At 68.0% G+C, this 23,587-nt stretch carries 22 protein-coding genes and 1 tRNA gene; 8 read left to right on the forward strand and 15 right to left on the reverse strand.

What is annotated here, in order from left to right; genetic code table 11:
* Positions 1 to 18: 18 nt before the first annotated feature.
* Positions 19 to 948 (reverse strand): RNA polymerase sigma factor RpoH, encoded by a 930-nt coding sequence (gene rpoH / locus CBM2588_RS02965; RefSeq protein ID WP_092307491.1) that lies wholly within the window; start codon positions 946 to 948, stop codon positions 19 to 21.
* Positions 949 to 1,292: 344 nt separating this feature from the next.
* Here rpoH and CBM2588_RS02970 point away from each other — a divergent pair, with 344 nt between their 5' ends.
* Positions 1,293 to 2,168 carry a pirin family protein gene (locus CBM2588_RS02970; RefSeq protein ID WP_115679287.1) on the forward strand — a complete coding sequence of 292 codons (876 nt, stop codon included), beginning with the start codon at positions 1,293 to 1,295 and terminating at the stop codon, positions 2,166 to 2,168.
* 19 nt (positions 2,169 to 2,187) lie between these two features.
* Here the strand turns inward: CBM2588_RS02970 and ybiB are convergent, their stop codons facing one another.
* From ybiB to CBM2588_RS02995, 5 genes are all read right to left on the reverse strand, one after another.
* Entirely contained in the window at positions 2,188 to 3,180 is a 993-nt protein-coding gene (ybiB, locus tag CBM2588_RS02975; RefSeq protein ID WP_115679288.1) for a DNA-binding protein YbiB, read from the reverse strand.
* Positions 3,181 to 3,280: 100 nt separating this feature from the next.
* Positions 3,281 to 4,084, reverse strand: coding sequence for an ABC transporter ATP-binding protein (locus CBM2588_RS02980; RefSeq protein WP_115679289.1), 804 nt, complete (start codon positions 4,082 to 4,084; stop codon positions 3,281 to 3,283).
* Positions 4,085 to 4,102: 18 nt separating this feature from the next.
* Positions 4,103 to 4,993, reverse strand: a complete 891-nt coding sequence (ntrB, locus tag CBM2588_RS02985; protein ID WP_115679290.1) for a nitrate ABC transporter permease — start codon at positions 4,991 to 4,993, stop codon at positions 4,103 to 4,105.
* 30 nt (positions 4,994 to 5,023) lie between these two features.
* Positions 5,024 to 6,352, reverse strand: coding sequence for a CmpA/NrtA family ABC transporter substrate-binding protein (locus CBM2588_RS02990; RefSeq protein ID WP_115679291.1), 1,329 nt, complete (start codon positions 6,350 to 6,352; stop codon positions 5,024 to 5,026).
* A 374-nt stretch (positions 6,353 to 6,726) separates the two neighbouring features.
* Entirely contained in the window at positions 6,727 to 7,371 is a 645-nt protein-coding gene (locus CBM2588_RS02995; RefSeq protein ID WP_115679292.1) for an ANTAR domain-containing response regulator, read from the reverse strand.
* A 208-nt stretch (positions 7,372 to 7,579) separates the two neighbouring features.
* Between CBM2588_RS02995 and CBM2588_RS03000 the strand changes: the two genes are divergently transcribed.
* On the forward strand, positions 7,580 to 8,281 hold the full coding sequence (locus CBM2588_RS03000; RefSeq protein WP_115679293.1) for a fumarylacetoacetate hydrolase family protein: 702 nt from the start codon (positions 7,580 to 7,582) through the stop codon (positions 8,279 to 8,281).
* A 3-nt stretch (positions 8,282 to 8,284) separates the two neighbouring features.
* Entirely contained in the window at positions 8,285 to 8,932 is a 648-nt protein-coding gene (gene maiA, locus CBM2588_RS03005; protein WP_111518181.1) for a maleylacetoacetate isomerase, read from the forward strand.
* Positions 8,933 to 9,001: 69 nt separating this feature from the next.
* Here maiA and ftsY read toward each other — a convergent pair whose 3' ends face one another.
* Positions 9,002 to 10,183, reverse strand: coding sequence for a signal recognition particle-docking protein FtsY (gene ftsY / locus CBM2588_RS03010; protein WP_115679294.1), 1,182 nt, complete (start codon positions 10,181 to 10,183; stop codon positions 9,002 to 9,004).
* Positions 10,184 to 10,410: 227 nt separating this feature from the next.
* On the opposite strand from ftsY, the gene CBM2588_RS03015 reads away from it, so the two are divergent.
* The 5 genes from CBM2588_RS03015 to CBM2588_RS03035 all read left to right on the forward strand — a co-directional run bounded on the left by CBM2588_RS03015 (position 10,411) and on the right by CBM2588_RS03035 (position 15,131).
* Entirely contained in the window at positions 10,411 to 11,958 is a 1,548-nt protein-coding gene (locus CBM2588_RS03015; protein WP_115679295.1) for a M16 family metallopeptidase, read from the forward strand.
* A gap of 10 nt (positions 11,959 to 11,968) precedes the next feature.
* The gene (locus tag CBM2588_RS03020) at positions 11,969 to 13,351 is read left to right on the forward strand and encodes a M16 family metallopeptidase (RefSeq protein WP_115679296.1); all 1,383 of its coding nucleotides are present in this window, start codon (positions 11,969 to 11,971) and stop codon (positions 13,349 to 13,351) included.
* 73 nt (positions 13,352 to 13,424) lie between these two features.
* The gene (rsmD, locus tag CBM2588_RS03025) at positions 13,425 to 14,072 is read left to right on the forward strand and encodes a 16S rRNA (guanine(966)-N(2))-methyltransferase RsmD (RefSeq protein WP_172583552.1); all 648 of its coding nucleotides are present in this window, start codon (positions 13,425 to 13,427) and stop codon (positions 14,070 to 14,072) included.
* A gap of 245 nt (positions 14,073 to 14,317) precedes the next feature.
* Positions 14,318 to 14,803: a pantetheine-phosphate adenylyltransferase gene (gene coaD, locus CBM2588_RS03030; RefSeq protein WP_012351649.1), complete on the forward strand. Its 486-nt coding sequence runs from the start codon at positions 14,318 to 14,320 to the stop codon at positions 14,801 to 14,803.
* 67 nt (positions 14,804 to 14,870) lie between these two features.
* Entirely contained in the window at positions 14,871 to 15,131 is a 261-nt protein-coding gene (locus CBM2588_RS03035) for a YfhL family 4Fe-4S dicluster ferredoxin (protein ID WP_012351650.1), read from the forward strand.
* 129 nt (positions 15,132 to 15,260) lie between these two features.
* On the opposite strand, the gene CBM2588_RS03040 is transcribed toward CBM2588_RS03035, so the two are convergent.
* From CBM2588_RS03040 to CBM2588_RS03075, 8 genes are all read right to left on the reverse strand, one after another.
* Positions 15,261 to 17,120: a PhoX family protein gene (locus tag CBM2588_RS03040; protein ID WP_115679298.1), complete on the reverse strand. Its 1,860-nt coding sequence runs from the start codon at positions 17,118 to 17,120 to the stop codon at positions 15,261 to 15,263.
* A gap of 206 nt (positions 17,121 to 17,326) precedes the next feature.
* The gene (gene pth / locus CBM2588_RS03045; RefSeq protein ID WP_115681372.1) at positions 17,327 to 17,923 is read right to left on the reverse strand and encodes an aminoacyl-tRNA hydrolase; all 597 of its coding nucleotides are present in this window, start codon (positions 17,921 to 17,923) and stop codon (positions 17,327 to 17,329) included.
* A 148-nt stretch (positions 17,924 to 18,071) separates the two neighbouring features.
* On the reverse strand, positions 18,072 to 18,689 hold the full coding sequence (locus CBM2588_RS03050; RefSeq protein WP_012351653.1) for a 50S ribosomal protein L25/general stress protein Ctc: 618 nt from the start codon (positions 18,687 to 18,689) through the stop codon (positions 18,072 to 18,074).
* Between the two features lie 132 nt (positions 18,690 to 18,821).
* On the reverse strand, positions 18,822 to 19,775 hold the full coding sequence (locus CBM2588_RS03055) for a ribose-phosphate pyrophosphokinase (protein WP_012351654.1): 954 nt from the start codon (positions 19,773 to 19,775) through the stop codon (positions 18,822 to 18,824).
* A 96-nt stretch (positions 19,776 to 19,871) separates the two neighbouring features.
* A tRNA-Gln gene (locus CBM2588_RS03060) sits at positions 19,872 to 19,948 on the reverse strand.
* Between the two features lie 59 nt (positions 19,949 to 20,007).
* On the reverse strand, positions 20,008 to 20,886 hold the full coding sequence (gene ispE / locus CBM2588_RS03065) for a 4-(cytidine 5'-diphospho)-2-C-methyl-D-erythritol kinase (protein WP_115679299.1): 879 nt from the start codon (positions 20,884 to 20,886) through the stop codon (positions 20,008 to 20,010).
* 20 nt (positions 20,887 to 20,906) lie between these two features.
* Positions 20,907 to 21,518, reverse strand: coding sequence for a lipoprotein insertase outer membrane protein LolB (gene lolB, locus CBM2588_RS03070; RefSeq protein ID WP_115679300.1), 612 nt, complete (start codon positions 21,516 to 21,518; stop codon positions 20,907 to 20,909).
* An 89-nt stretch (positions 21,519 to 21,607) separates the two neighbouring features.
* Complete coding sequence (locus CBM2588_RS03075; RefSeq protein WP_115679301.1) at positions 21,608 to 23,551, reverse strand: tetratricopeptide repeat protein; 1,944 nt, start codon at positions 23,549 to 23,551, stop codon at positions 21,608 to 21,610.
* Positions 23,552 to 23,587: the final 36 nt, after the last annotated feature.

Below are 23,587 nucleotides of genomic sequence, written 5' to 3' on the forward strand. Positions count from 1 at the left end.
CATGCTTGCGGCTGGGGATCAGGCGAATGCCTGCAGCGCGCCCTTCATCTTCTTCATCGCCGCCGCCTCGATCTGGCGGATGCGCTCGGCCGATACGCCGAACTCGTCGGCCAGCTCATGCAGCGTGGCGCCGCCGGAGCCGTCGTCCTCGACGTTGAGCCAGCGCGCCTCGATGATGCGGCGGCTGCGTTCGTCGAGCTTGCCCAGCGCTTCTTCCAGCCCCTCGACCTGCATGCGGTCGTGGCGCTTGGCCTCCATCACGCGCGTCGGCTCGTTGTGGTTGTCGGCCAGGTAGGCGATGGGGGCGAATTCCTCTTCGCCGTCGTCGACCTGGCCTTCGAGCGCCAGGTCGCCGCCCGACAGGCGGGTTTCCATCTCCATCACTTCTTCGGGCTTGACGTTCAGCTCGCGCGCCACGGCCTCGACCTGTTCCGGCGTGAAGGTGTGCCCGCCCTGCTTGTGGCTGCGCAGGTTGAAGAACAGCTTGCGCTGGGCCTTGGTGGTGGCCACCTTGACCATGCGCCAGTTCTTCAGCACGTATTCATGGATTTCGGCCTTGATCCAGTGCATCGCATACGACACCAGGCGCACGCCCTGGTCCGGATCGAAACGCTTCACCGCTTTCATCAGGCCGATATTGCCTTCCTGGATCAGGTCGGCATGGGGCAGGCCGTAGCCGAGGTACTGGCGGGCGATCGACACCACCAGCCGCAGGTGCGACATCACCAGGCGGCGGGCCGCATCGACGGAATCGTGGTCGCGCAGCTCGCGCGCCAGGCGTTGCTCTTCCTCTGCGGTCAGCAGCGGAATGCGGTGGACAGCCTGGATGTAGCTGTCGAGGTTGCCCACGGTCGCCGGAAAGGTCAGCGCAAAGCTGCCCGTGTTCCGGGGCACCGTCGGCAGACGGTTGTTCGTCAGGGTTTGGTCGGCAGACAAGACTGCGTTCACTCAATGGCTCCTTTCGCGTCCGGCGGTTTGGTTGCCGGTGCGCCGCGGCCCTTCGGGGAATCGGCGGCACTGCAACACATCTTAGCACTCTGGCCGGGTGAGTGCTAATTGGAGTACCGGTGGCTCCGATAGTTCCCGGGTATCGATCTGTCTGTTTGGATAGTCAGGTAGATCATAATGCGACGGCAACGATACCGCTGCCGCCGCGCACTGGTAGTTAGAGCCTGGTGTGGCAACGGGGTTCTGCCTGCCGGCGCAATGCTCTGTTCCACCACCGACTACACTCGACCCGCGGGCAGCGCACTGGCATGCTTGCGAGCCTCTCTTATCGGATCGGAGGAGTTATGTCTGTTATCGAACACTTGCTCAAGCCGCATGTGCGCGACCTGGGCGATTTCACCGTGCGCCGCCTGCTGCCGGCCGCGGCAACCCAGACCGTCGGGCCGTTTATCTTCTTCGACCATATGGGACCGGTGCAGCTGCCACCGGGCCAGGGCGCCGATGTGCGCCCGCATCCCCATATCGGTCTGGCCACGGTTACTTATCTGTTCGAGGGCGAGATCATCCATCGCGACAGCCTGGGCAGCGACCAGGCGATCCGCCCTGGCGACGTCAACTGGATGACCGCCGGCCACGGCATCGTGCATTCCGAGCGATCGCCCGAGCACGTGCGGCCGGAGGGCGCACGCCTGCACGGCATCCAGACCTGGGTGGCGCTGCCGCAGCAGCACGAGGGCGCCGAGCCGTCGTTCTTCCACCATCCCGCCGCGACGCTGCCGCGCATCGAGCGGCCCGGCCTGCGCATGGTGGTGATTGCTGGCGATGCGTTCGGCCAGACCTCGCCGGTCCAGGTCTTCAGCCGCACGCTGTACGTGGCGATCGAGCTGGACGCGGGCGCCAGCGTGGAGATTCCCGCCGACCACGCCGAGCGCGGCATCTATCCGGTCGACGGCGCGGTCGCGCTCGACGGCGAGCCGCTGCCGGCCGAGCACATGGTGGTGCTCACGCCGGGCCAGCCGGCCACGCTGACGGCCACGGCGCCGTCGCGCGTGATGCTGCTCGGCGGCGACCCGACCGACGGGCACCGCTTTATTTACTGGAATTTCGTCGCCAGCAGCAAGGTGGCGATCGAGGCCGCGGCCCAGCGCTGGGAGGACGACCAGTTCCCGCGCGTGCCCGGCGAGACCGAGCGCATTCCGCTGCCCCCGCGCAAGCCCTGACGGTGGTGCCGGGGCTGGCTCAGACCGGGCTGGCCCAGGTCACGCGAGTGCCCTGGCGCAGGCATTCGCGGACGGCCTCGATCTGGATGGTGATCGGCGCCGGCACCGGCACCGCGCCGTCCAGCACGCGCCGGATCCAGGCCACGGTCAGGCCGGCATCGCTGCCCGGCGGAAGCTCCGGCACGTCGCCGATCGAGCCGCCGGCCTGGCCCACCAGCGTGTGCTGGTGGCCTTCATGCAGCCAGTCGATGCGGCCGGTGCGCCGGGCATCGGCCACCACCTCGCCCTCGGTGCCGCGCGCCAGCAGCACGTTGGCGGGTTCGTGGGAGAAGTAGTCGGTCAGCGTCTCGCGGTATTCGGGGTGCGTGTAGCTGTACAGCCGCAGGCCTTCGGCCGGCGAGTGCTCGCCCACCGGCTGCAGCATCTTGGCCACCGTGTGCGAGGAATTGCGCAGGCCGATCACGGTGCGCCGCTCCAGCAGCCGCGACAGCCCGGGCGACAGCACATCCACCGGCAGCACCGCCAGCGGGCCATTGCCGTCGCCATCGCGCAGCCTGGCCGCGGCTTCGGCGGTGCTCGCGCACAGGGGCACGCCCAGGGCCTCGAACAGCGCCATGCTGGTCACGCGACCCTCGAACACGCGCGTGCCGTGCACCAGCACCGGAATGCCTTCGCGGGCCAGCAGCAGCGCCAGCAGCGGCACCAGGTTGGGCTGCTTGCGCGCGCCGTTGTAGCTGGGGATCACCACCACCTGCCGGTCCGGCGGCGCCGGCAGCGGCTCGCAGTGCGCATGCGCGGCCTCCAGCATGCCGGCCAGCTCGTGCGGCGCCTCGCCCTTGATGCGATAGGCCATCAGGATGGCGCCCAGCTCCAGGTCGGACACGCGGCCCGCCAGCATGGCGTCGAACAGGGCCTGCGCGTCCTCGCGCGGCAGCGCGCGCGCGCCGTTGACGCCGCGGCCGATCTCCTTGATAAAGCGGGCGGCGGGAAATGGGGCGGCGGCGGTGGTCATGGTGGCGTGGGGGTAGTGTGTTCTGGGTTCATGATAGCGGAGCGCGGCGGCCTCGCCCATGGCCGCCGGGCGCGCCCCGCGCCGCTACGCCGCTCCGCCGCTACGCCGCTTGCAGCAGCGCCGGATTGCGCTGCTTGCGGTAGAGGAAGTCCAGCACCGCGGTGCGGCAGCGGTGGTAGGCCGGATCGTCCGCCAGCGCCACGCGGTCGCGCGGGCGCGGCAGCTCCACCTTGAGGATTTCGCCGACGGTGGCGGCCGGGCCGTTGGTCATCATCACGATGCGGTCCGCCAGCAGCACGGCCTCGTCGACATCGTGCGTCACCATCACCACCGTGCTGCGCGTGCCCGCCACGATCTTGATCAGCTCGTCCTGCAGGTGCGCACGCGTGAGCGCATCGAGCGCGCCGAAGGGCTCGTCCATCAGCAGCACCTTGGGCGCCATCGCCAGCGCGCGGGCAATGCCCACGCGCTGCTTCATGCCGCCGGAGATCTCGTGCGGATACTTGCCCTCGGCGTGGCTCAGGCCGACCAGCGCCAGCGTGTCGTGGGTGCGCGCCCTGAGCTGCGCCTTGCCCTCGCTGGCCGAGAACACCCGCTCCACGCCCAGGTAGACGTTTTCGAAGCAGGTCAGCCACGGCAGCAGCGAATGGTTCTGGAACACCACCGCGCGCTCCGGCCCCGGCCCGGCGATCTCGCGCCCGGCGCAGATCAGCGCGCCCGTGGTGGGCGTGGCCAGTCCCGCCAGCAGGTTCAGCAGCGTGGACTTGCCGCAGCCGGAATGGCCGATCAGCGTGATGAACTCGCCCTCGGCGATATGCAGGTTGATATCGCGCAGGGCGACGAACGGTCCCTTGCGGGTCTTGAAGGTCTGGCCGACGTTTTCGATGCTGACGAACTTGTCCATGGCGATTCTCCCCGCGTATCAGTTGGTGCCGTAGCTGAAGCGCCGGGCCAGCGCCAGCAGCGCGTGCTCCAGCAGCAGCCCGATGATGCCGATCACGAAGATCGCGATCACGATGTGCTCGACCTTCAGGTTGTTCCACTCGTCCCACAGCCAGAAGCCGATGCCAGTGCCGCCGGTGAGCATCTCGGCCGCGACGATCACCAGCCAGGCCGTGCCGATCGACAGCCGCACGCCGGTCAGCATGTAAGGCAGCACCGCGGGCAGCAGCACGCGCGTGAACACCTTCCATTCCGACAGGTCGAGCACGCGCGCCACGTTCAGGTAGTCCTGCGGCACGCGCGTGACACCCACCGCGGTGTTGATCACCATCGGCCAGATCGAGCAGATGAAGATCGCCCAGATCGCGGCCGGATTGGCCGCCTTGAACAGCAGCAGCCCGATCGGCAGCCATGCCAGCGGCGAAACCGGCCGCAGCAGGCTGATCACCGGCGCGGTCATGGCGTTCAGGAAGGCGAAGCGCCCGATCAGGAAGCCGGCCGGGATGCCGACCAGCGCGGCCAGGCCGAAGCCCGCTGCCACGCGCGCCAGCGACGCCAGCACGTTCCAGCCGATGCCCTGGTCATTGGGACCGTTGCGGTAGAACGGGTCGGCAAAGAGCGGCACCGCGGCGTTCCACGTCGCGCCCGGCGTGGGGATGGCCGGGATCATGATGGCGATGCCGTGCCAGGCCAGTACGAACAGGGCGAAGCCCAGCAGCGGCGGCACCGCCTTGAGCACCAGCGCGGCAGCGGTCTCGCGGCGTGCCGCGCGCCGGGCCTGCGCGGAGATTTCCTGTTCGCGCCGGCGTGTCCGTTCCTTGGTGTCGGGATCGGCTGCGGCATCGGGCGTGGTGGAGGCAATGGCATTCATGTCGGGCTCCTTTGGTCAGGGCACTCTGGATCAGGCGGCGGCCGTGCCGGCGGCCTTGATCTTGAAACCGTCGGCGTAGGCTTTCGGGTCCTTGCCGTCCCAGACCACGCCGTCGATCAGCTTCGAGCTGCGCATGTCGCTCTTGGGCAGCGGCACCTGCGCGGCAGTGGCGGCCTGCTTGTAGATGTCGATGCGGTTGACCTGCCTGGCCACGGCGAGGTAATCCGGGTGGGCCTTGAGCAGGCCCCAGCGCTTGTGCTGCGTCAGGAACCACATGCCGTCGGACAGGAACGGGAAGTTCGCATTGCCGTCCTGGTAGAACTTCATCGCGTCGGGGTCGTCCCAGGTCTTGCCCAGCCCGTTGGTGTAGCGGCCCAGCATGCGGTCGAGGATGATGTCCATGTCGGTGTTGACGTAGGACTTGGCGGCGATGGTCTCGGCGGTCTTGCGGCGGTTGGAGGCCGATGCATCGATGAATTTAGAGGCCTCGAGTACCGCCGCCACCATCGCGCGCGCCGTGTTCGGATGCTTCTGCACGAACTCCGCGGTGGTGCCCAGGGTCTTTTCCGGGTGGTTCTTCCAGATCGCCTGCGTGGTCTCGGCGGTAAAGCCGATCTTGTCGGCGATCGCGCGCGCGCCCCACGGCTCGCCCACGCAGAAACCATCCATATTGCCCACGCGCATGTTGGCCACCATCTGCGGCGGCGGCACCGTGATGGCCTTGGCGTCCTGCATCGGGTTGATGCCGTTGGCCGCCAGCCAGTAGTACAGCCACATCGCGTGCGTGCCGGTCGGGAAGGTCTGGGCGAAGGTGTAGTCGCGCTTTTCCTTCGCCATCAGCGCTTTCAGGCTGGCGCCGTCGCGCACGCCCTTCTCGGCCAGCTTGGACGACAGCGTGATGGCCTGGCCGTTGTGGTTCAGGCTCATCAGCACGGCCATGTCCTTTTTCGGCCCGCCGATCCCGAGCTGCACGCCATAGACCAGGCCGTAGAGCACGTGGGCGGCGTCCAGCTCGCCATTGACCAGCTTGTCGCGCACGCCCGCCCAGGAGGCTTCCTTGGTCGGCGTGATCTTGATGCCGTATTTCTTGTCGAGCCCGAGCGTGGCCGCCATGACCACCGAGGCGCAGTCCGTCAGCGGAATAAAGCCGATGCGCACCTCAGTCTTCTCCGGCGCGTCGGAGCCCGCCGCCCAGGCGCCGGCGCGCACCAGCGGATCGACCAGCGTCATCACGCTGGCGCCGGCGATGGTGGCCAGCGCACGGCGCCGGCCGCTGCTGGCCGGTACCGCGTCGGCAGCGGCGTCGGCGTTCTGGACGGCTGCGTGCAGCGGCTTGGCATGGCTGAGGCGAGTGGGCATTGCTTGGCTCCAAAAAAAAGCGTCCCCTGCCGCCGCCGGCTTCGCCAGAAGACCGGTGCGTTGCGGGGACGCCGTTGTCCGTGGCGTGACGCGGCCCGCGTTGGCCGTGTCCGCCTGAATTGTCGATCGGCCGCCGTTGGCCGATACCAGCATGACGCAAGCCGTGTGCCAGCATCATGCGGTGCAGCATTTGGGGGAACGTGGTGCCGGAACGGGGCGAAATGGGCGAGGTCGGTGCGTACGTGACGCGGTCCGGACACAGCCGCCGCACTCAGGCGGAGATGGATCGGCCAGGCGGTAAGGAGGGGGGCGCCAGGAGGGTGCAACGCACCAGCCGCGTGCGGCGTTGCACCGCGGCGGCGATGGCAGGGCGCTCAGCCCATGACGTCGATCACGCGCTGTGCGGCATCCACCAGCTTCAGCCCGCGTTCCATCGCCATGCTGCGCAGGCGCTTGTAGGCGTCTTCCTCGCTCAGCCCGCGCGCCTGCATCAGCAGGCCCTTGGCGCGCTCCACCACCTTGCGCTCGGCCAGTTTCAGCCGCGTGGCGTCGAGTTCGGCACGCAGCTGCTGGTCCAGTTCGAAGCGTGCATAGGCGACGTCGAGCACCGTCTTGACGCGTTCGGCGCGCAGGCCGTCGACGATATAGGCGGTAATGCCGGCGCTCAGGGCGGCCTTGATGCGCTGGCTGTCGTCATTGTCGGTGAACAGCACGATCGGGCGCGGGGCATGCTGGGTCGAGACGCACACGTGCTCGATGGTGTCGCGCGCCGCGGACTCGGACGCGATGATCAGCATGTCAGGCTGGCTGGCGGTGATCACGTCGGGCAGCCGCAGGTCCGCGTCGACGACCTGGATCTCGGTGAAGCCAGCGTTCACCAGCCCGCTGCGGATGGTCTCGACGTTCAGGGGATCGGCGTCGAGCGGGTCGCGCACGAGCAGGATACGCAGCACCCGGCCGGCGGCGGGGGTGGCCGGCTTCGCTGGAGTGGGCGAGGGGGGCGGATGGCGTCTTGTCATGGCTGGCTCTGTTGCAGTGCGCCATGCAAGATTCGCGCCGGCAAGGTGGGTTTGGCGCCCCAGTCCGGGTGCAGCGGCGCTGCGAGCGTGCCTGGATTCATTGTATGCGGCCGTACGCAGGCCCCGGCCTCGCGGTGTATCCTGTTGCCCTGCTGCGCCCGGCACCGGGCCCCGTCGCAGCACCGATCTGACCTATCTGGAGAGATGCATGACCGAATTCGTGTTCGCCCCGCCCGCACCCGTTGGCGTGCCAGTGCGCGGCAGCGACGCCAGCTTTCCGGTCCGGCGCGTGTACTGCGTCGGCCGCAACTATGCCGCCCATGCCCGGGAAATGGGTTCGGACCCCGACCGCGAGCCGCCGTTTTTCTTCTGCAAGCCGTCCGACGCGGTCAGCTACGTCGCCGACGGCACCGAGGGCGCCTTCCCGTACCCGCCGGGCACCAGCAACTGCCACTATGAAGTGGAGCTGGTGGTGGCGATCGGCAAGGGCGGCCGCGACATCCCGGTCGAGCAGGCCGCCGGCCATGTGTTCGGCTATGCCGTGGGCCTGGACATGACGCGCCGCGACCTGCAGAACGAATCGAAGAAGACTGGCCGCCCGTGGGAGACCGGCAAGGCCTTCGACCGCTCCGCGCCGATCGGCCCGATCGTGCCGGTCGCGGCCATCGGCCATCCGCAAAAGGGCGAGGTCACGCTGTCGGTCAACGGCGTCGAAAAGCAGCGCGGCGACCTGTCGGACCTGATCTGGTCGGTGCCGGAGATGGTGTCGTACCTGTCGAAGCTGTTCGAGCTGCAGCCCGGCGACCTGATCTTCAGCGGCACGCCCGAGGGCGTGGGCCCGGTGGTCAAGGGCGATGTCATGCAGTGCCACGTCGGCGGCGTGGGCGATCTCACCATCAAGGTAGTCTGACCGATGCTCAAGCTTTACAGCTATTTCCGCAGTTCGGCCTCGTTCCGCGTGCGTATCGCGCTGGAACTCAAGGGCCTGTCCTATGACTACGTGCCGGTGCACCTGCTCAAGGAAGGCGGCCAGCAACTCAAGCCCGAGTTCCGCGCGGTGAACCCCGACGGGCTGGTACCGGCGCTGGCCGATGGCGAGCACGTGCTGCAGCAATCGCTGGCCATCGTCGAGTACCTGGACGAGGTCCACCCCGAGCCGAAGCTGCTGCCCGGCACGGCACTGGACCGTGCCTATGTGCGCGGCCTGGCGCAGGAGATCGCCTGCGAGATCCATCCGCTGAACAACCTGCGCGTGCTCAAGTACCTGAAACACACGGTGGGCGTGACCGACGAGGTCAAGGACGCCTGGTACCGCCACTGGATCGAGCTGGGCTTCGCCTCGCTGCAAGCCAACCTCGAGCGCAGCGGCAAGGCCGGGCGCTTCTGCTTTGGCGACACGCCCACGCTGGCCGACCTGTGCCTGGTGCCGCAGGTGTTCAACGCTCAACGCTTCAATATCGACGTGGCGCGCTATCCGGCGATCGCGAAGATCTATGAAGCGTGCATGGCGCTGCCGGCGTTCCAGAAGGCGGAGCCGAAGTCGCAGCCCGACGCGGAATAGTATTGCGCCCCGGCAAAGCGCAAACACCCCGGCACTGCCGGGGTGTTTTGTCTTGGAGGACGTCGGGATTTAACCCAGCAGCGCCTCGGCGAACTCCTCCGCCTTGAACGGCTGCAGGTCTTCTACCTTCTCGCCCACGCCGATGAAGTAGACCGGCACCGGGCGCTGGCGCGCGATCGCCGCCAGGATGCCGCCCTTGGCGGTGCCGTCGAGCTTGGTCACGATCAGGCCGGTGAGCCCGAGCGCGTCGTCGAAGGCACGGGTTTGCTGCAGGGCGTTCTGGCCGGTATTGGCGTCGATCACCAGCAGCACCTCGTGCGGGGCGCTGGGCATGGCCTTGCTGATCACGCGCTTGACCTTCTTCAGCTCTTCCATCAGGTGCAGCTGCGTCGGCAGGCGCCCGGCGGTGTCGGCCATGACGATGTCGATGCCGCGCGCCTTGGCGGCGTTGACGGCGTCGAAGATCACCGCCGCCGGATCGCCGCTTTCCTGCGCCACCACGGTGACGTTGTTGCGTTCGCCCCAGATCGCCAGCTGCTCGCGCGCGGCGGCGCGGAAGGTGTCGCCGGCGGCCAGCAGCACCTTCTGGTCATAGCGCTGGAAGTGCTTGCACAGCTTGCCGATGCTGGTGGTCTTGCCGGCGCCGTTGACGCCCGCGATCATCATCACCAGCGGCTGCTCGCGGCCCAGCGCCATGGTTTTTTCGAGCGGGCGCAGCAGCTGCGTCAGCAGCTCGCGCAGCGCCGCCTTGACGCCCTCGGCGGTTTCAATGCGTTCGGACCTGACGCGCTTGCGCAGTTCGCCCAGCAGGTATTCGGTGGCCTCGACCCCGGCGTCGGCCATCAGCAGCGCGGTTTCCAGTTCCTCGAACAGGTCCTCGTCGACCTTGACGCCGACGAACAGCGTGCCGAGGTTGCGGCTGGTCTTGGACAGTCCGGTGCGCAGGCGCTGCATCCAGCCCTGCCTGGCTTCCGCGCTGGGGGCGGGCGGCGGCACCAGTTCCAGCGCCTCGGCAGCCACTGGCGCCGGCGCGGGCGGAGGCACTTGTGCCGGCACCGGGACGGGCACGGGAACCGGCACGGTCGCGGGGACTGGCGTGGGCGTTGGCGTTGGTGCCGGGGACGGTGCCGGGGCGGGTGCGGGGACCTCCGGCGCGGGGGCCGGGGCTGGCGCGGGCGCCTCGACGGCGGCCTCCACTGGCGCCTCGACGGGCGCCGGCTCGGCCTTGCGCTTCTTCCAGAAACTAAACATTGGGGAACGGGGTCAATACCGGGGCCGAAACCCTGGCGGCAGCCACTGCCGCAGGCAACCGGTGATTAATCAATGGGTTACGCAGGCTTCGCGATGGCAGGGGAGAAACCGTTGTGGTCCCCGCCGGCGATTGCGTATAGTTCGCTACATGAGTTCACTACATGGCAGATTCGCGCGCAGCGTCGCGCACGCGGATCGATCGGCAAAATTTTAGCAGACGGGGTCGCATGAACCATTGCGCTGTCATGACCGCAACGGGCGCACCAGGCACCAACGCCGCCGCCCAAACGCGCATCCAACGCCACGTACCGCCCTCGCAGGCGCCTTCCGCACGCACCGCGCGGCTGGCGCGGCGGGCCATCCCCGCGCTGCTGCTGGCGCTGCTGCCCTGGTCGCTGCCCGTGGCGGCGCAGGGCGTGGTGGCCTCGCCGATGCCGGCGGCGCAGACCGCCCCGGCCGGCGCCACCGCCCACGGCACGACTGAATACCGCCTGTCCAACGGCCTGCGGCTGATCGTCAAGGAAGACCACCGCGCCCCCACCGTGGCACACCAGGTCTGGTACCGCGTGGGCGGCATCGACGAGGTCAGCGGCACCACCGGCGTGGCCCACATGCTGGAACACATGATGTTCAAGGGCACGCCCAAGGTCGGCGTGGGCGAGTTCTCGAAGCAGGTGGCGGCCCTCGGCGGGCGCGAGAACGCCATGACCAACCGCGACTTCACCATGTACTACCAGCAGATCGGCAAGCAGTACCTGCCGAAAATGATGGAGCTGGAAGCCGACCGCATGGCCAACCTGGTCATCACCAAGGACGAGTTCGAGCGCGAGATGAAGGTGGTGATGGAAGAACGCCGCCTGCGCACCGACGACTCCGCGCGCGGCACGGTCTATGAGCAGCTGCTGGCCACGGTCTACACCGCCGCGGCCTACCGCCACCCGGTGATCGGCTGGATGGACGACCTGGTCAACATGCGCGTCGACGACGTCAAGGACTGGTATCGCCACTGGTATGTGCCCAACAACGCCACCGTGATCGTCACGGGCGACGTCAGGGCCGACGAAGTGCGCGCGCTGGCCGAGCGCTACTACGGCAAGCTCAAGCCGCGTGCGCTGCCGGTACGCAAGGACCAGGAAGAACCGGCGCAGAAGGGCATCAAGCGCATCTGGGTCAAGGCGCCCGCCGAGAACCAGTACATGGTGATGGCCTACAAGGTGCCGCGCCTGCGCGACGTCGAGAAAGACGTCGACCCCTATGCGCTCGAGGTGCTCGCGGCCGTGCTCAACGGCTACGACAACGCGCGCCTGACCCGCGAACTGGTGCGCGAGCAGCGCCTGGCCGACGACGTCAATGTCGGCTACGACAGCATCAACCGCGGCGAGTCGCTGTTCGTGCTCGACGGCACGCCGGCGGCTGGCCACAACACCGACGAGATAGAGCGCGCGCTGCGCGCGGAGATCCAGCGCATCGCCCGCGAGGGCGTGTCGCCGGAAGAACTCAAGCGCGTCAAGGCGCAGGTGGTGGCCGGCCAGATCTACAAGCGCGATTCGGTATTCGGGCAGGGCATGGAGATCGGCGTGGCCGAGATCTCGGAGATCTCCTGGCGCCAGATCGACCGCATGCTCGACAAGATCAAGGCCGTCACGCCGGCGCAGGTGCAGGCCGTCGCCGCGAAGTATTTCAACGACGACAACCTGACCGTGGCCACCCTGGTGCCGCAGCCGATCGATCCGAACAAGCCCAAGTCCCAGGCCCCGTCGGGCCTGCGCCACTGAGAACAAGGCGATGACCCAGTCCGTCACTTCCGCGCCGCGCCCGCTGCGCAAACTGGCCGGCGCCGCGTTGGGCGCCGTGGTGCTGCTGGCCGCGCAGCTGGCGCAGGCAGCGATCCCGATCGAGCACTGGACCGCATCCACCGGCGCCCGGGTATTCTTCGTGCACAGCCCGTCGATCCCGATGCTCGATATCAATATCGACTTCGACGCCGGCAGCCGCTATGACCCGCAGGGCAAGGCCGGGCTGGCCACGCTGACCGCGGCCCTGCTGGACAAGGGCGCGGCCGCGCAGGACGGCCAGCCGGCGCGCGACGAGGCCAGGATCGCCGATGCCTTTGCCGATACCGGGGCCGCCTTCGGCGGTGCGGCCGGCGGCGACCGCGGCGGCATCGGGCTGCGCACCCTGACCGCGCAGCCTGAACTGGACCAGTCGGTCGCGCTGGCGGCGCAGCTGATCAAGGCGCCAACCTATCCGGATGCCGTGGTCGGTCGCGAGAAGCAGCGCCTGATCACCGCCATCCGCGAAGCCGACACCAAGCCGGGCGTGATCGCCGACAAGGCGCTGGCCCGGGCCATGTATCCCGACCATCCCTACGGCGTCGCCGCGACCCCCGAGAGCGTGGCGTCGATTACGCGCGACGACATCGTCGGCTTCTGGCGCGACAACTACGGCGCGCAGCGCGCGGTGGTGACGCTGATCGGCGCGGTCGACCGCAAGCAGGCCGAGGCCATCGCCGAGCAGCTGACGCGCGGGCTGCCGCCCGGCCGCGCCGCGCCCACGCTGCCGCAGGTGAAACTGAAGATCGCGCCCAGCGAGCAACGCCTGCCGCACCCGGCGCAGCAGTCCAGCGTGGCGCTGGGCCAGCCGGCGATCGCGCGCGGCGACCCCGACTATTTCGCGCTGCTGGTGGGCAACTACGTGCTGGGCGGCGGTGGCTTCAGCTCGCGCCTGACCGACGAAGTACGCGAGAAGCGCGGCCTGACCTACGGCGTGGACAGCTACTTCGCACCGTCCAAGCAGCCGGGGCCGTTCGGCATCAGCCTGCAGACCAAGAAGGCCCAGACCGACGAGGCGCTGGCGCTGGTGCGCCAGGTGCTGGCGCGCTTTGTCGCCGAAGGCCCGAGCGAAAAGGAGCTGCGCGCGGCCAAGGACAACCTGATCAACGGCTTTCCGCTGCGCATCGACAACAACCGCAAGCTGCTGACCAACGTCGCCAATATCGGCTGGTACGGGCTGCCGCTCGACTACCTCGATACCTGGACCGCGCAGATCGGCAAGGTCACGCGCGAACAGGTCAGGGCGGCGTTCCAGCGCCACGTGCACCCGGACAACATGGCGACGGTGATCGTCGGCGGCCCGGTGGGCAGCGCGCCCACGGCTTCGCGGCAGTGAGGTTAGCGATGATGTCGGCGGTGACGGCGGCATCGCCTGCGGCGGAACCTGCCGCAGGCTCTACAATCACGGCATGAATTCGCGTTCCCGATTGCCCTCGCCCGCGCCTCGCGGGCGATCTCCCGTCTCTCCCGTGCCGCGCCAGGCACCCGCACAGGTCCGCATCATCGGCGGACGCTGGAAGCGTACGCTGCTGCCCGTGCCTGACGCCCAGGGCCTGCGGCCCACGCCCGACCGCGTGCGCGAAACGCTCTTCAACTGGCTGGGCCAGGACCTGTCCGGCATGGAATGCCTGGATCTGTTCGCCGGCTCCGGCGCGCTCGGTTTCGAGGCCGCCTCGCGTGGCGCGGCCGCGGTGACGCTGGTCGAGTCCAATGCGCGCGTGGCCAGGCAATTGCGAGACAACGTGACGCGGCTGGATGCCGGGCAGGTGCGCGTGCTGCAAGGCGACGCCTTCACCATTGCCGCGCAGCTGCCGGATGCCAGCTTCGACGTGGTGTTCCTGGACCCGCCCTTCGCCGAGGACTGGATAGGGCCGTCGCTGGCGCACGCGGCGCGGCTGTCGCGGCCGGGCGGTGCGGTCTATGTCGAGACCGACCACCCGCTGACCGGCGCCGATGCGCCGGTGCCGGCATCGCTCGAGATCGTGCGGCACGCGCGCGCCGGAGCGGTGCATTTCCACCTGCTGCAGCACCGCGTGCCGGGCAACGGCGCCGCCTGAGGCGCCACGCCCGCGGGCCGTTGCCTGGCACCGCGGTTTCGGAAAGGGGAAGGGCCCCTTCCCGATTGCGAAACCGATTCTTGGGTGCACTGCCGCAAAACGGTGCCTCCGGCGACTTCCAAGCGGGGCATTTAGGGTTACACTACGCCGCTGTCACAACGCTCGCGACGCAGCACCCACGCCGGCCCGGCCGGCGCAAGAGGCGGCCCTTCCACGGCCGGCAGCGGGCAGATCAAGGAGGAAGTATGGTCAGCGCGGTCTATCCCGGCACCTTCGATCCAATGACCCGGGGACACGAGGATCTGGTCCGCCGTGCGTCGAATATCTTCGACGAACTGGTGGTCGGCGTGGCGCACAGCCCCAACAAGCGCCCGTTCTTTTCGCTCGAAGAGCGCATCAGCATTGCCCGCGAAGTGCTCGGGCATTATCCGAACGTGCGGGTCGAGGGCTTTTCCGGGCTGCTCAAGGATTTCGTGCGCAAGAACAATGCGCGCGTGATCGTGCGCGGACTGCGCGCGGTGTCCGACTTCGAGTACGAGTTCCAGATGGCGGGCATGAACCGCTACCTGTTGCCCGACGTGGAGACCATGTTCCTGACCCCGTCGGACCAGTACCAGTTCATCTCCGGCACCTTCGTGCGCGAGATCGCGGTGCTGGGCGGCGATGTCAGCAAGTTCGTGTTCCCGTCGGTGGAACGCTGGCTGCAAGAGAAAATCGCCAAACCGGAATAAAATACGGCTTCAGACACGTCAGACCGCGGCCAGTCGGGCGCGGGCGTGTCCGCAGGAAGGAAACACCATGGCGCTGATGATCACCGACGACTGCATCAACTGCGACGTTTGTGAACCCGAGTGCCCGAACGAAGCCATTTCGATGGGGCCCGAGATCTATGAAATCGACCCCAACAAGTGCACCGAGTGCGTCGGCCACTTCGACGAGCCGCAATGCCAGCAGGTCTGCCCGGTCGCGTGCATTCCCAAGGATCCGAACCGCGTGGAGACCCATGAGGTCCTGATGCAGCGGTACCGCCTGCTGACGGCAGCCCGGCACGCGGCCTGATACCGGATCACCCTGGCCCGGCCTCGCCATCCCGGCTTGCGCCGCGCAAAAAAAGCCCCCGGCACCGCAAGGTGACGGGGGCTTAACCTTTCCCCAATTACTACGGTTACTGCCTACTGCACTGCGCGGTCAGGCACCGATTGGCTTGCCGTCGGCACGACGCACCACGATGGTGGACGAGCGCGGCGGCTTGGCCGCATCCGGCCACTTGCCGGTCGGGTGCTGGATGTTGATGAAGCAGGTGGTCAGGTCCGGCGTGTAGGCGATGCCGGTGATCTCGCAACCGGTCGGGCCCGCCAGGAAGCGCTTCGACTGGCCCGTCGGCGAGATGTAGTACATGCTGTTGTTGCCGAAGGTGCCGGTGTAGGTGGCGCTGGTGCTCGAATCGGTCTGCACCCACAGGCGGCCCTTGGGATCGACGCGCAGGCCGTCCGGGCTCGAGAACGTATCGCCGTTGATGTTGCCCTTCAGGTTGTCCGTGGCCAGCGACGGGTCGCCGGCCTGCAGCAGGATGCTCCAGGTGAAGGTCGTGGCCAGCGGCGAATTGCCGGCTTCATTCCACTTCACGATATGGCCGTGCAGGTTGTTCTTGCGCGGGTTGGCGGCGTCGGTCTGCTGGCGGCCGCTGTTGTTGGTCAGCGTGCAGTACAGCGTGTTGTCCGGTGCCGCAGTGATCCACTCGGGGCGGTCCATCAGCGTGCCACCAGCCACGCGCGCGGCCGACTTGGTGTTGATCAGCACGTCTGCCTGGGTGACGAAGTCGACCGTGGTCGGTGCCGGCGAGACCGCCGACTGGGTCCAGTTGCCCGGGTCCGAGGCACCGACGGTGAGGCCGTTCTTGCCCTGCGACAGTTCGATCCACTGGCCGCTGCCGTCGGCGTTGAACTTCGCCACGTACAGCGTGCCGGTGTCCAGCAGGTTGGCGTTGGCGGCGCGATTGTTCGGGTCGAAGGCCTTGCTTGGCACGAACTTGTAGATGCAGCCCGGGGTGCCGTCGTCGCCCATGTAGAAGGCCACGTTGTTGCTGGCATCGGTGATGAAGGCGACGTTCTCGTGGTCGAAGCGGCCCATCGCGGTGCGCTTGGCCGGCGCGCCCAGCGTGCCGTACGGGTCGATCTCCACCACCCAGCCATAGCCGTTGTCGGCCTGGTTCGGGTCGATGTAGTTGTCGGTGCTTTCTTCGCAGGTCAGGTAGGTGCCCCACGGGGTATGGCCGCTCGAGCAGTTGTTGAGCATGCCGACCACGGTGGCGCCGACCACCGGTGCGGCCGGGCCGCCGACGCGGTACAGCGTGTTGCCGGTGTAGCGCTTGTTGTAGATCGAGTCGCGCTTGACCTGCCACTTGCCGCTGGCGGCCAGTTCCACTTCGATCACCGAAATGCCGACCGCCGACAGGGCGATGCGCTTCTGCTCCGGGCTTGCGGTAGCGGCATCGTAGGCGGTCGGGAACAGGATGTTGTAGTCCGGCAGTTCGTGGTTGATTGCCAGCAGGCCGCCCTTCTGCGGATCCACGCCCGGCAGTGTGAAGAAGTGCATGCCGTCGTGGTTGCCGCCGGCCTGGCGCTCGGTCTCGGCCGACGACTGGAAGGCGCCGGCATAGCCGGTGGCACCGGCTTCGACCGGGTCGCCGGCGGAGAACAAGACGTCGACGCTGTAGCCGCTCGGCACCACCACGGTGTCGGCGGTGGACTTGGCGATCGGCTCGAAGGTGACCTCGTAGCTCGGCGTGGCCGGCGCCGGGGCCGGAGCGGGTGCCGGGGCAGGGGCCGGTGCGGGCGCCGGAGCCGGAGCAGGATCGTCATCGCCGCCGCAGGCGGCCAGCAGGCCGCTGCCGAATGCCGACACCAGCGACAAGCCCAGGCCGCCGCGCAGCACCCGGCGGCGGGCCGGGTTGGCGGCGACGATGTCCTCGAGCATCTGGCCGGGCACGTCAACGTCGGGCTTGGCGGCGCGGCTTGCGGCGCGCGCTTCGTCGGTCAGGTACGACATGGGCTTTCCTCCTGTGGGATGTCATGCGCATCGGCAACCATGCGATACCGACGCGATTGGAAACCCCGCAATTTAGGTGGTGCCCATGGCACTTTGATGACACTATGTCTGCAACTGCAGACCGGTGCGTCCAGACGACGACGGGCCGCGGATGCGGCCCGTTTTCATGCTGCTGTCGCAGAAATATGCTGGCTGGGGTGCGGCGCTCAGCGCGCGGTATGCAGCTGCGCCATGGCGCGCTCGGCATCGCCGCGGGCCAGCAGGCCGAGCGGCTCGATGCAGCGGTCGATGGCGGCATCGATGGCTTCCTGCTCCTCGCGCCGCGGGGGCTTGAGCACGAAGTTGACCACGTCCTCGCGGCCCGCGCCGGCACCGCCGGGGCCATTGCGCGGATGGCCCACGCCCAGGCGCAGGCGCCAGTAGTCCTGCGTGCCCAGGTGGGCCGAGATGTCCTTCAGGCCGTTGTGGCCGCCCGCGCCGCCGCCGCGCTTGAGCTTGGCGGCGCCTGCGGGCAGGTCCATCTCGTCATGCACGACCACGATCTCGCCGGGCAGGATCTTGTAGAAGCGCGCCAGCGACACCACCGCCAGGCCGGAGCGGTTCATGAAGGTCGACGGCTTGAGCAGCCAGATCTCCTGGTCCCAGAGCCGTGCGCGCGCGGCCAGCCCATGGAAGCGGCCCTCCACGCGCAGCGTGGCGCCGCCCATGCGGGCCAGCTGGTCCACCAGCCAGAAGCCGGCGTTGTGTCGGGTGGCCTCGTACTCCGCACCGGGATTGCCGAGGCCGACGATAAGCTTGATCATGCGTTTGACTGTGTCGTTGGCGCGCGACTGCGCCACAGGCGCCAAGGATACCGAAAAACCGGCAGTCGGCTGCCGGGCGAAAAAAAACCGCCGCAGGAGCGGCGGTTTCTTCGTGGCGCGGCCCGCGGGCCGCCACCGCTGCGGCAGCTTAGGCAGCCGGGGTTTCGCCAGCGGCTTCGCCGCCTTCGGCAGCTTCCGACACGGCACCAGCCGGTTGCGAGATGCTGGCGATGGCCGGGTTGTCGTCACCGTGGGTGATCACGGTCACGCCCTTCGGCAGCTTCAGGTCGGACAGGTGCAGGGTCTGGCCCAGTTCCATCGCGCCGACGTCCACTTCGATGAACTCGGGCAGGTCGGCCGGCAGGCACGACACTTCCAGGTCATTGACGATGTGGTTGACCAGGCCGTGGCCCAGCTTCACGCCAGGAGCGGTTTCCTGGTTCATGAAGTGCAGGGGCACCTTGACGTGGATCTTGTCGTTGGCCGACACGCGCTGGAAATCGACGTGCAGCACCAGCGGCTTGAACGGGTGCATCTGGAATGCGCGCAGCAGCGCCTTTTCCGACTTGCCAGCGACTTCCAGGTCCAGGATCGACGAGTGGAACGCTTCCTTCTTCAGGGCGTGCCACAGGGCGTTGTGATCCAGTTCGATCATCTTCGGCTCGGCGGCGCCGCCGTAGATGATGCCGGGGGTCTTGCCCGAATTGCGCAGGCGGCGGCTCGCACCCGTTCCCTGTACGCTACGCTCGAAAGCGACAACTTTCATGATGACTCCAAAAGTAAGAAGGCTGTCCGCGACCAGACAGCCTCGTTGCGGCGCAAAGGCAAAATCATGCGCCGATCAAGTCACGTTGATCACCAGACAACGATGATCAACGCAGTAAAGCCTTAGATTCTATCAGGAACCCGCGAACAGCGACATGATCGAGTCGCCCTTGACGATGCGGGTGAAGGTCTCGGCCAGCAGCGGGGCGGTCGAGAGCTGGCGGATCTTCCCGCACTTGGCCGCTTCCTCGGACAGCGGGATGGTGTCGCACACCACCACTTCGTCCAGCGCCGAGTCCGCGATGCGGGCCGCCGCGCCGCCCGACAGCACCGGGTGCGTGCAGTAGGCAAAGACCTTCAGCGCGCCGCGCTCCTTCAGCACCTGGGCGGCCTTGCACAGCGTGCCGCCGGTGTCGATCATGTCGTCCATGATGACGCAGTTGCGGCCTTCGACTTCACCGATGATGTTCATCACCTCGGCCACGTTGGCCTTGGGACGGCGCTTGTCGATGATGGCCAGGTCGCAGTTCAGTTCCTTGGCCAGCGCGCGGGCACGAACCACGCCGCCGACGTCCGGCGAGACCACCAGCAGGTCGCCGTAGTTCTTCTCGCGCAGGTCGCCCAGCAGTACCGGCGAAGCGTAGATGTTGTCGACCGGGATATCGAAGAAGCCCTGAATCTGGTCGGCGTGCAGGTCCATCGTCAGCACGCGCTCGACGCCGGCGACTTCCAGCATGTTGGCAACCACCTTGGCCGAAATCGCCACGCGCGCCGAACGCGGGCGGCGATCCTGGCGGGCATAGCCGAAGTAGGGCATGGCGGCGGTGATGCTGCGGGCCGAGGCGCGCTTGAGCGCATCGACCATCACCATCAGTTCCATCAGGTTGTCGTTGGTCGGCGCGCAGGTGGACTGCAGCACGATGACGTGCTTGCCGCGAACGTTTTCCTGGATTTCGACCTGGACTTCTCCGTCGGAGAAGCGGCCAACCTGAGCCTTGCCCAGCGGAATGCCGAGGTGCTGTACGACAGCCTCCGCGAGTTTGGGGTTGGCGTTGCCGGTAAATACCATCAAGCCTTCGCTGCTCATTCGGGGCACCTGTCTTGCTGCTGGGGGAGCTTGGTGTCACCGGCGAAGCCGGTGACTTGGGGATATCGTGTTCCGTTAGGACACTATAGGAAGTAATGGCAGGGGAAGAAGGATTCGAACCTTCGAATGCCGGAATCAAAATCCGGTGCCTTGACCAACTTGGCGACTCCCCTACACAACCGGGCCGTTCTTCGTGGTACCAAACTGCCGTACCGCGCCGAACGATAACTTGCTATGCGAACGTCGCGAGCGGGTGCTGTGCCAGACTTCTCACACACCTGCCATCCCATTCGGGAGGCAACCTTTCCAAAACCTGCTGCGCTGTTTTTGCGTCGGGAAAACGCGCAAACACGCAGGCTCCGGAACCGGTCATCCGGGCATGCTGATTGTGTTGCTTCAGCCATGCCAGGGCTCGGGCGACTTCGCCGAACTTCGCTGTTGCTATCGGTTCCAGGTCGTTGCGACCGAAATCGAATTTGTTTGTGCGAGCAGCGAAGACCGCAATTATGGAGATCGGTGTATCCCTTGTCAAGCACTCGTCCGAAAAAATTTCAGCGGTCGGCACGTGCTGCTTCGGGTGGATGATCACGAACCAGCTGTCGGGCAGCTCGACCGGCGTGAGCTCCTCGCCGATGCCCTGCGCAAAGGCGTTCTGCCCGAGCACGAATACCGGCACGTCGGCGCCCAGCGTCAGCCCGATCCGCATCAGCTCGGCGCGTGTCAGCCCCAGGCCCCACAGGTGGTTCAGCGCCAGCAGCGTGGTGGCGGCGTCGGAAGAACCGCCGCCGATGCCGCCGCCCATCGGCAGCACCTTGTCGATGGCGATGTCGGCGCCAAAGTTGGTGCCGCTGGCGGCCTTCAGCGCGCGCGCGGCCCGCACCACCAGGTCGGTCTCGGCCGGTACGCCGGGCACCTCGGTGACGCGCATGACCACGCCGTCGTCGCGACGGCGGAAATGCAGCGTGTCGCACCAGTCGACCAGCTGGAACACGGTCTGCAGCGTGTGGTAGCCGTCGGCGCGGCGGCCGGTCACGTGCAGGAACAGGTTGAGCTTGGCCGGCGCGGGACAGTTGCGCAGTTCGGGTGGAGGCAGGGGATGGCTGCTTGGCATGGTCCGTTGATTGGGGGCAGTTAGGGCATCTGCGGATCGATGACCAGACGCACCGACAGCGGATTGCTACCGGCGTCGCGCGCCAGGTCGATACGGCGTGGCACCTGCGTTGCGGCAGCGCCTGTGTCGGCCGTCTCCTGCCAGGCGACGTAGCGCACGGTCCAGCCGTTCTGCGCCAGCGTCGCCAGCCGGCCCTGCTCGTCGCGCGTGGCGCGCGCAGGCGTGCCCGGGGTGGGACGCCCGTGCAGCCAGTCGCGCATGCCGGCCACCGGCAGCGCGAAGCCCAGCGCTTCCTCCATCAGGGTATCGACTTCGGGTGCGTTGCGCGGCGGCTGGTTGGGCAGGTCGAGCGTGGCGCCCGACGGCGTGGCGGTGACCACGGCCAGGGTCTGGCCCAGCGGCGAGACCAGGTCGAGCCGCACGTTGCGGCCCTGCTCCTCCCAGCGGAAGCTGCCCTGCACGCCCTCGTCGCGCCCGTAGCGCACGTAGCTGGCGGAAAAGCGGCCGGTGTACTGCCGGTTGGCGGCGTCCTGGTCGACATCGAAGCTGCGCGACGGCGCCACGCTGGCGCATGCCTGCAGCAGCAGGGGCGCGCCAAGGCAAAGCAGCGCCAGGCGTCGGGATCGGTTCATGGGCATGGTAGTGAGGACGGCGGCACGGCGGCCGCCGGGCTGACGGGAATGCGGCGCCGCGGACCGGCGTGCCGGCCGAGGCGCGCGGGCTACCTGGATGGCTGCACGTTGACCTTGTAGCGGCGCAGCGTGTCGATCAGGGTTTCGTTCTCCGGATCGATGCGCACCGCCTCGGTCCACGTCTTGCGGGCCTCGTCGTGTTCGCCGAGCTGCCACAGCACCTCGCCGAGGTGCGCGCCGATTTCAGCCTCGGGGGCCTTGGCATAGGCGTTGCGCAGCAGCGCCGCGGCGGGCTGCAGGTCGCCCATGCGGAATTTGACCCAGGCCAGGCTGTCCATGATGTACGGATCGTCCGGACCCAGCTCGGAGGCACGCTCCAGCAGCTTGAGTGCCTCGGGCAGGCGCTCGTTGCGGTCCGCCAGCGAATAGCCGAGGGCGTTGTAGCCCTGCTTCTGCTGCGGCTGCAGCGCAATCACGCGGCGCAGCCCGGTTTCCATGCTGGCGTAGCGCTTCTGGCGCTCGTCGAGCATGGCCAGCTCGTAGATCCAGTCGGCGTTGTCGGGCTCCGCCGCGATGCGGTCGTTCAGCACCTTGCGGGCGCGGTCGTAGGCCTTGCTCTCCATCAGCGTGGCTACTTCGGCCTGGCGGATGGCGGTCACGCGCTGCGAGCGCTGGCCGGGGTCGGGGATGTCCTCGGCGTCGGTGAGCATCTCGCCGAACAGCGCCTGGGCGTCGTCGAGCTTGCCCATGCGCGCCAGCAACTGGGCGCGCTTCGCGGTGGCCGCCGGTGCCAGGCGGATGTCCTCGATGCGGTCGAGCCAGCGGATCGCGCCCGCGTAGTCCTTGCGCTCCTCGGCGATCTGCGCCAGGTACTGGTAGGCAATGTCGGGATTGGCGCTGGGCTGCTTTTCGACCAGTTGCAGGTATTCCTGCAGGTACTGCTCGGCCTCGCCGTAGTTCTTCGCCTGCAGGCTGGTCAGGCCCAGCGCCAGCGGCACGCGCGGGTCGGCGGGAGCCACCTTGCGCAGCGTCTCGAATTCCTGGCGGGCCGCCGGCATGTCGTTCTTCAGCAGGTACAGCCGCGCCAGCGTGATATGGCCGTTGACCGATTCGGGCGACTTTTCCAGGAAGCGCTTGAGCACCGCCACGGCTTCGTCGGGCTGCTTCTCCGCGCGCAGTTCGGCCGACATCAGCGCGGCCGCTTCATACCCGGGCCGCAGCCGCAAGGCCTGGTCGAGCGCGGCCAGCGCGCCCGGCTCGTCGCCGGCGACTTCGCGCGCGCGCGCCAGCGCCAGCTGGGTCTCGGGCAGCCTGGCTTCGTTGCGGGTCAGGTCCTGCAGCAGCGTGGCCGCGCCGGCCGGATCGCTGGTGCGCGACAACTGCTGCTGCAGTTGCAGGATGGCATCGCCGCGCTGGCTGGCCGGGACCGCAGCCAGTTGCTGCTGCAGCAGCGGGCGGGCATCGTCCCAGCGGCCGTTGAGTACCAGCAGGGTCGACAGCACCTGGCCGGCCGCCGGCGAGGAGGGAGAAATCTCTTTCCACAGGCGCGCGGCGTCAAGCGCCTGCTGCGGGATGCGCGCGTTGAAGGCGATCTCGGTGGCACGCTGGGCGAAGCGCGGGTCGCGGGTCTGGCGCGCCAGTTCCAGGTAGGTGCGATAGGCCGGGCCGACCAGGCCGCGCTGGATGGAAATCTCGGCGGCCAGCACCATATAGACGATATCGTCGGTCAGCTCCAGCGACGGCAGTGCCGGCCGCGCGGGCTTGGCCGCCGGGGTGTCCGCCGCGGCCAGTTGCAGCATGGGCAGCGCACCGGCGCCGACCGGCGGCGCGGCGTGGCTGGCGCCCGCCGCCGCTGCCAGCAGCGCGCCGGCGGCCAGTGCGCGCACATGGCGCCGCGGCGCCTGCCACCAGCGGGCCGGGGTGCCGGCACGGCGTGCCGTGCGCGCGCCGGCGCCCGGCGATGTGGTCAGGCCGCCGCCCGCGGTGGCTTGCAACGTGGAGTCCGGCATCAGGTCCGGCATCAGGTCCGACATGTATTGAGTGCTCCGGCGCACGCTGGCGAAGGATGG

The organism is Cupriavidus taiwanensis (genome assembly GCF_900250075.1).
Classification (GTDB): Bacteria; Pseudomonadota; Gammaproteobacteria; order Burkholderiales; family Burkholderiaceae; genus Cupriavidus; species Cupriavidus taiwanensis_C.

What these genes read in the sequence shown, in the direction of transcription:
- maiA (WP_111518181.1), top strand. Translation starts at nt 8,285, where the DNA reads ATGCTCAAGCTTTACAGCTATTTCCGCAGTTCGGCCTCGTTCCGCGTG.
- CBM2588_RS03075 (WP_115679301.1), bottom strand. Translation starts at nt 23,551, where the DNA reads ATGTCGGACCTGATGCCGGACCTGATGCCGGACTCCACGTTGCAAGCC.
- ntrB (WP_115679290.1), bottom strand. Translation starts at nt 4,993, where the DNA reads ATGAATGCCATTGCCTCCACCACGCCCGATGCCGCAGCCGATCCCGAC.
- CBM2588_RS02980 (WP_115679289.1), bottom strand. Translation starts at nt 4,084, where the DNA reads ATGGACAAGTTCGTCAGCATCGAAAACGTCGGCCAGACCTTCAAGACC.
- CBM2588_RS03055 (WP_012351654.1), bottom strand. Translation starts at nt 19,775, where the DNA reads ATGAGCAGCGAAGGCTTGATGGTATTTACCGGCAACGCCAACCCCAAA.
- coaD (WP_012351649.1), top strand. Translation starts at nt 14,318, where the DNA reads ATGGTCAGCGCGGTCTATCCCGGCACCTTCGATCCAATGACCCGGGGA.
- CBM2588_RS02990 (WP_115679291.1), bottom strand. Translation starts at nt 6,352, where the DNA reads ATGCCCACTCGCCTCAGCCATGCCAAGCCGCTGCACGCAGCCGTCCAG.
- rsmD (WP_172583552.1), top strand. Translation starts at nt 13,425, where the DNA reads ATGAATTCGCGTTCCCGATTGCCCTCGCCCGCGCCTCGCGGGCGATCT.
- lolB (WP_115679300.1), bottom strand. Translation starts at nt 21,518, where the DNA reads ATGAACCGATCCCGACGCCTGGCGCTGCTTTGCCTTGGCGCGCCCCTG.
- CBM2588_RS03015 (WP_115679295.1), top strand. Translation starts at nt 10,411, where the DNA reads ATGAACCATTGCGCTGTCATGACCGCAACGGGCGCACCAGGCACCAAC.
- ispE (WP_115679299.1), bottom strand. Translation starts at nt 20,886, where the DNA reads ATGCCAAGCAGCCATCCCCTGCCTCCACCCGAACTGCGCAACTGTCCC.
- CBM2588_RS03050 (WP_012351653.1), bottom strand. Translation starts at nt 18,689, where the DNA reads ATGAAAGTTGTCGCTTTCGAGCGTAGCGTACAGGGAACGGGTGCGAGC.
- CBM2588_RS02970 (WP_115679287.1), top strand. Translation starts at nt 1,293, where the DNA reads ATGTCTGTTATCGAACACTTGCTCAAGCCGCATGTGCGCGACCTGGGC.
- CBM2588_RS02995 (WP_115679292.1), bottom strand. Translation starts at nt 7,371, where the DNA reads ATGACAAGACGCCATCCGCCCCCCTCGCCCACTCCAGCGAAGCCGGCC.
- CBM2588_RS03020 (WP_115679296.1), top strand. Translation starts at nt 11,969, where the DNA reads ATGACCCAGTCCGTCACTTCCGCGCCGCGCCCGCTGCGCAAACTGGCC.
- CBM2588_RS03035 (WP_012351650.1), top strand. Translation starts at nt 14,871, where the DNA reads ATGGCGCTGATGATCACCGACGACTGCATCAACTGCGACGTTTGTGAA.
- ybiB (WP_115679288.1), bottom strand. Translation starts at nt 3,180, where the DNA reads ATGACCACCGCCGCCGCCCCATTTCCCGCCGCCCGCTTTATCAAGGAG.
- CBM2588_RS03000 (WP_115679293.1), top strand. Translation starts at nt 7,580, where the DNA reads ATGACCGAATTCGTGTTCGCCCCGCCCGCACCCGTTGGCGTGCCAGTG.
- CBM2588_RS03040 (WP_115679298.1), bottom strand. Translation starts at nt 17,120, where the DNA reads ATGTCGTACCTGACCGACGAAGCGCGCGCCGCAAGCCGCGCCGCCAAG.
- ftsY (WP_115679294.1), bottom strand. Translation starts at nt 10,183, where the DNA reads ATGTTTAGTTTCTGGAAGAAGCGCAAGGCCGAGCCGGCGCCCGTCGAG.
- pth (WP_115681372.1), bottom strand. Translation starts at nt 17,923, where the DNA reads ATGATCAAGCTTATCGTCGGCCTCGGCAATCCCGGTGCGGAGTACGAG.